This window comes from Streptomyces sp. NPDC036813 (assembly GCF_055609245.1).
The window spans coordinates 1-3532 of record NZ_JBVJPV010000041.1; the positions used below are offsets into that span (position 1 = coordinate 1).

Here is a 3532-nt window from a genome sequence, read left to right on the forward strand (position 1 = left end):
ACTTTTGGCACGCTGTTGAGTTCTCAAGGAACGGTCGCTTCCTTTGTACTCACCCTCTCGGGCTTTCCTCCGGGCTTCCCTTCGGTCTTGCGTTTTCGACTCTATCAGATCTTTTCTCGATCCGATTTCCTCGGTGCTTTCCAGGTTTCCGCTCTCGCGTTTCCCTTTCCGGCGGTTCCGACTTTATCAGATGTTTCAGGCTGTTCGATCAGCCGTCCATTTCCGATTCATCGGGAGTGGCTCACTTGGAATCGATGTTCCGCCGAGCCTGTAGATACTCGCTGTAGCCGACCGGACGCTGTCCAGTTCCAGGCAACTGTTCGAATCTACCTCCCCGTCCACTCCGTGTCAACGGGGTTTCCGGGGCGAAGGAGAGATTAACAGCTCGGGAGGGGTGGATGCACATCAGGCGGCCGTCGGCAGCGTGGCGCTGCGCTCCGCCGCCTCCACGTCACCGCTCTCGCCCTCCCGTACAGCCCTCCCGCCGAGCACGAAGACGTAGGTCAGGAAGGCTCCCTCGGCGGCTATGCCGATGGCGATGCGCGCCCAGGTGGGAAGGCCCGACGGGGTGACGAAGCCTTCGATCGCACCGGAGACGAACAGGACGAGGGCGAGGCCGATGGCCATGCCGATGGCGGCCCGGCCTTCCTCGGCCAGGGCAACACGCCGGGTGCGAGGGCCGGGGTCGACGACCGTCCAGCCCAGACGCAGGCCGGTGCCTGCGGCGACGAAGACCGCCGTCAGCTCCAGCAGGCCGTGTGGGAGGACCAGGCCGAGAAAGGTGTCCAGGCGGCCGACGGAGGACATCAGGCCGATGCCGACACCCAGGTTGAGCATGTTCTGGAAGAGGATCCAGAGGACCGGCAGGCCCAGGAAGACCCCCATGACGAGGCAGACGGCGGCGGCCTGTGCGTTGTTCGTCCACACCTGTGCGGCGAAGGAGGCGGCCGGGTGGCTCGAGTAGTACGTCTCGTACTCGCCGCCCGGGCGGGTGAGCCGGCGCAGCTCCCCGGGCGCGGCGATTGCGGACTGGACGTCGGGGTGGGTGCCGATCCACCAGCCGAGCAGGGCGGCGACCACGATGGACAGCAGCGCCGCGGGTACCCACCAGTGGCGGGAACGGTAGACGGCTGCGGGGAACCCGCGGGTCAGGAAGCGGGTCACGTCCCGCCAGGAGGCACGACGGGTGCCCGTCACGGCACTACGCGCGCGTGCGACGAGCTGACTGAGACGGCCGGTCAGCTGTGGATCGGGCGCACTGGACTGGATCAGGGAAAGATGGGTGGCGGTGCGTTGGTAGAGGGCAACGAGCTCGTCGACCTCGGCTCCGGTGAGACGGCCACGCCGCCCCAGCAGGATGTCGAGGCGTTCCCACTCGGCTCGGTGGGCGGAGACGAAGACATCGAGGTCCATCGGTGTGCCTGCTCCTGCGCGGTTCGTCGGCGGCTCGGCCTGGGGTCAGCTTGTCGTACTGCGGCGCGATGCGCCCTCAGCTTGGCAGACTGGCGGTTCTCAGGGCAGGTCAGGGGAAGGGGCGTCGGGCGTGAGTGAGCTGGTGACGGGCGAGGCGGTGGCGCTGGAGCTACGCCCCGCGAAACTGCCCAGCAGGGCGCTCGCCGTGCTGATCGATCTGGTCGTGGCCATGGCTGCGTACACGATCGTGACCTTGGTCCTGCTGGTGGCGACGGCGTCGTTGGACGAGGCGGCGCAGACGGCGGTGTCGATCGCGACGTTCGTGCTGGTGCTGGTGGGCGCGCCGATCGCCGTGGAGACGCTCAGTCATGGGCGGTCTCTGGGGAAGCTGGCGGCCGGGCTGCGGGTGGTGCGGGACGACGGTGGGCCGATCCGGTTCCGGCACGCGCTGGTGCGGGGCGCGGTCGGCGTGGTGGAGATCCTGCTGACGTTCGGGGTGGTGGCCTGTATCGCCTCGCTCGTGTCGGAGCGTGGGCGGCGGCTGGGTGACGTGTTCGCGGGGACGCTGGTCGTGCGGGAGCGGGTGCCGCAGGCGCGGTCAGGTTTCCTGCCGCCTCCGCCGCCCTGGCTTGCGGGGCGGTTCGCGCAGCTGGATTTGTCGGCGGTGCCGGACGGGCTGTGGCTCGCGATCCGCCAGTACCTGACGCGGATGCAGCAGCTGGACCCGCAGGTCGGCTCGGACATGGCGCAGCGTCTCGCCACCGATCTCGCGGCGCGTACGGGTGCTCCGGTGCCGCCCGGGGTCCCGCCGGCCGCGTTCCTTGCCGCGGTCCTGCAGGAGCGGCAGGCCAGGGAGACCCGGCGGGCCTTCGCCGGCGCAGCGCACACGGCGACGCCGCGGGACGGTGGGCCGGGTGCGACCGCTGCCGGCCCGTTCACGCCTGCTCCCTTCCCCTCGGCCCCGGCGCCGTTCGCCGACCCGGGCGGGATGCCGTCCTCCCCTGCCGCGTCCACTCCGACCGCCGCGCCTGCCCCGTCCGCTCCATCCGTCTCCCCCGCCGAGCCGGCGGACGGCCGTTCGCGCACGGGCTTCGCCCCGCCCGCCTGATCCGCCCGCTTGCCCCGCCCCCGGGGCGTGCCCGGAAGCCCGGGAAACCCGACCTCTCAGGGAAAGACGGACGGCGGTGACTCGAGGTCCTCCAACTCGATTCCGGGGGCTGCGAGGACCACGTCGCCGGCGATGTGCACGGTGTGCTGCTCGCCCGTGTCCAGGGCTGTGACCTGGTATTCGTCCACGATCAGGGGGCCGTTGTCAGTGGCGTGTGCTTCTCTTTTCAGCAAGGTCCAGGACTGGTCCACGGTGCGGGGGGCGAGGACCGGGTCCGTGAAGGCGACGAGGCGTACGCGGGTGGCGGGACCGGAGGGGGTGAGGCGCAGGAGCCGCGTGGTGGCGACGAGGAAGGCGGGTGAGGTGCCGGTGAAGGCGTGGGCGCGCACATTGCCTTCGGAGGCATGGGAGCCGGTGGGGTCGGTCCGGACCCAGGTGACGCCGTCGAGGGCGGCACCGCGCACCTGCCAGTCGCCCGCGTGGAGTTCCAGGCGGATGGGGCGGCCCAGCTCGTCGAGGGCGAGGTCGACGGAGCCACGGTGATCGCCGGCCTGGGTGGTCAGCCGTGAGACATAGCGCCAGCCGGAGGGGCCGGGGGCGCACTGGAAGTGTTCTTCCGCAAGGGGGGTGTGATCGTGCGGATCGTGGAGCGAATAGCGGCCGCGGGGCATGGGGGTCCTGGATCGTGACGGGGCGTTCCGGCGGGTCCGGCGAGTCGTAACCGGTTTCCGGCCAGTCGTGACGGGCTGGTCCGGAACATGGGGCAGGCCCCCGGCACGGGGGTGCGGGGGCCTGCCTCGGACCTCGGTCAGCGCTGCTGACGCGTGATCAGTAGCGGTAGTGGTCCGCCTTGTAGGGGCCGTCGACGTCGACGCCGATGTACGCGGCCTGTTCCGGGCGCAGCGTGGTGAGCTTCACGCCGAGGGCGTCGAGGTGGAGGCGGGCGACCTTCTCGTCGAGGTGCTTGGGCAGCACGTAGACGCCGGTCGGGTACTCGGACTGCTTGGTGAA

4 protein-coding genes are annotated in these 3532 nt (G+C 70.2%); 1 reads left to right on the plus strand and 3 read right to left on the minus strand.

What is annotated here, in order from left to right; translation table 11 throughout:
• Positions 1–405 precede the first annotated feature (405 nt).
• Positions 406–1413, minus strand: coding sequence for a stage II sporulation protein M (locus tag ACZ67Q_RS39285; RefSeq protein ID WP_471192411.1), 1008 nt, complete (start codon positions 1411–1413; stop codon positions 406–408).
• A 130-nt stretch (positions 1414–1543) separates the two neighbouring features.
• Here ACZ67Q_RS39285 and ACZ67Q_RS39290 point away from each other — a divergent pair, with 130 nt between their 5' ends.
• Entirely contained in the window at positions 1544–2521 is a 978-nt protein-coding gene (locus ACZ67Q_RS39290) for an RDD family protein (protein ID WP_471192414.1), read from the plus strand.
• A 56-nt stretch (positions 2522–2577) separates the two neighbouring features.
• Here the strand turns inward: ACZ67Q_RS39290 and ACZ67Q_RS39295 are convergent, their stop codons facing one another.
• Complete coding sequence (locus tag ACZ67Q_RS39295) at positions 2578–3192, minus strand: hypothetical protein (RefSeq protein WP_471192417.1); 615 nt, start codon at positions 3190–3192, stop codon at positions 2578–2580.
• 157 nt (positions 3193–3349) lie between these two features.
• Positions 3350–3532: adenosylhomocysteinase (locus ACZ67Q_RS39300; RefSeq protein ID WP_471175935.1), on the minus strand; the 183-nt coding region annotated here is incomplete at its 5' end.

Excerpts from the sequence above, each read along its gene's own strand:
- ACZ67Q_RS39285 (WP_471192411.1), bottom strand. The coding sequence starts at position 1,413 with ATGGACCTCGATGTCTTCGTCTCCGCCCACCGAGCCGAGTGGGAACGC.
- ACZ67Q_RS39295 (WP_471192417.1), bottom strand. The coding sequence starts at position 3,192 with ATGCCCCGCGGCCGCTATTCGCTCCACGATCCGCACGATCACACCCCC.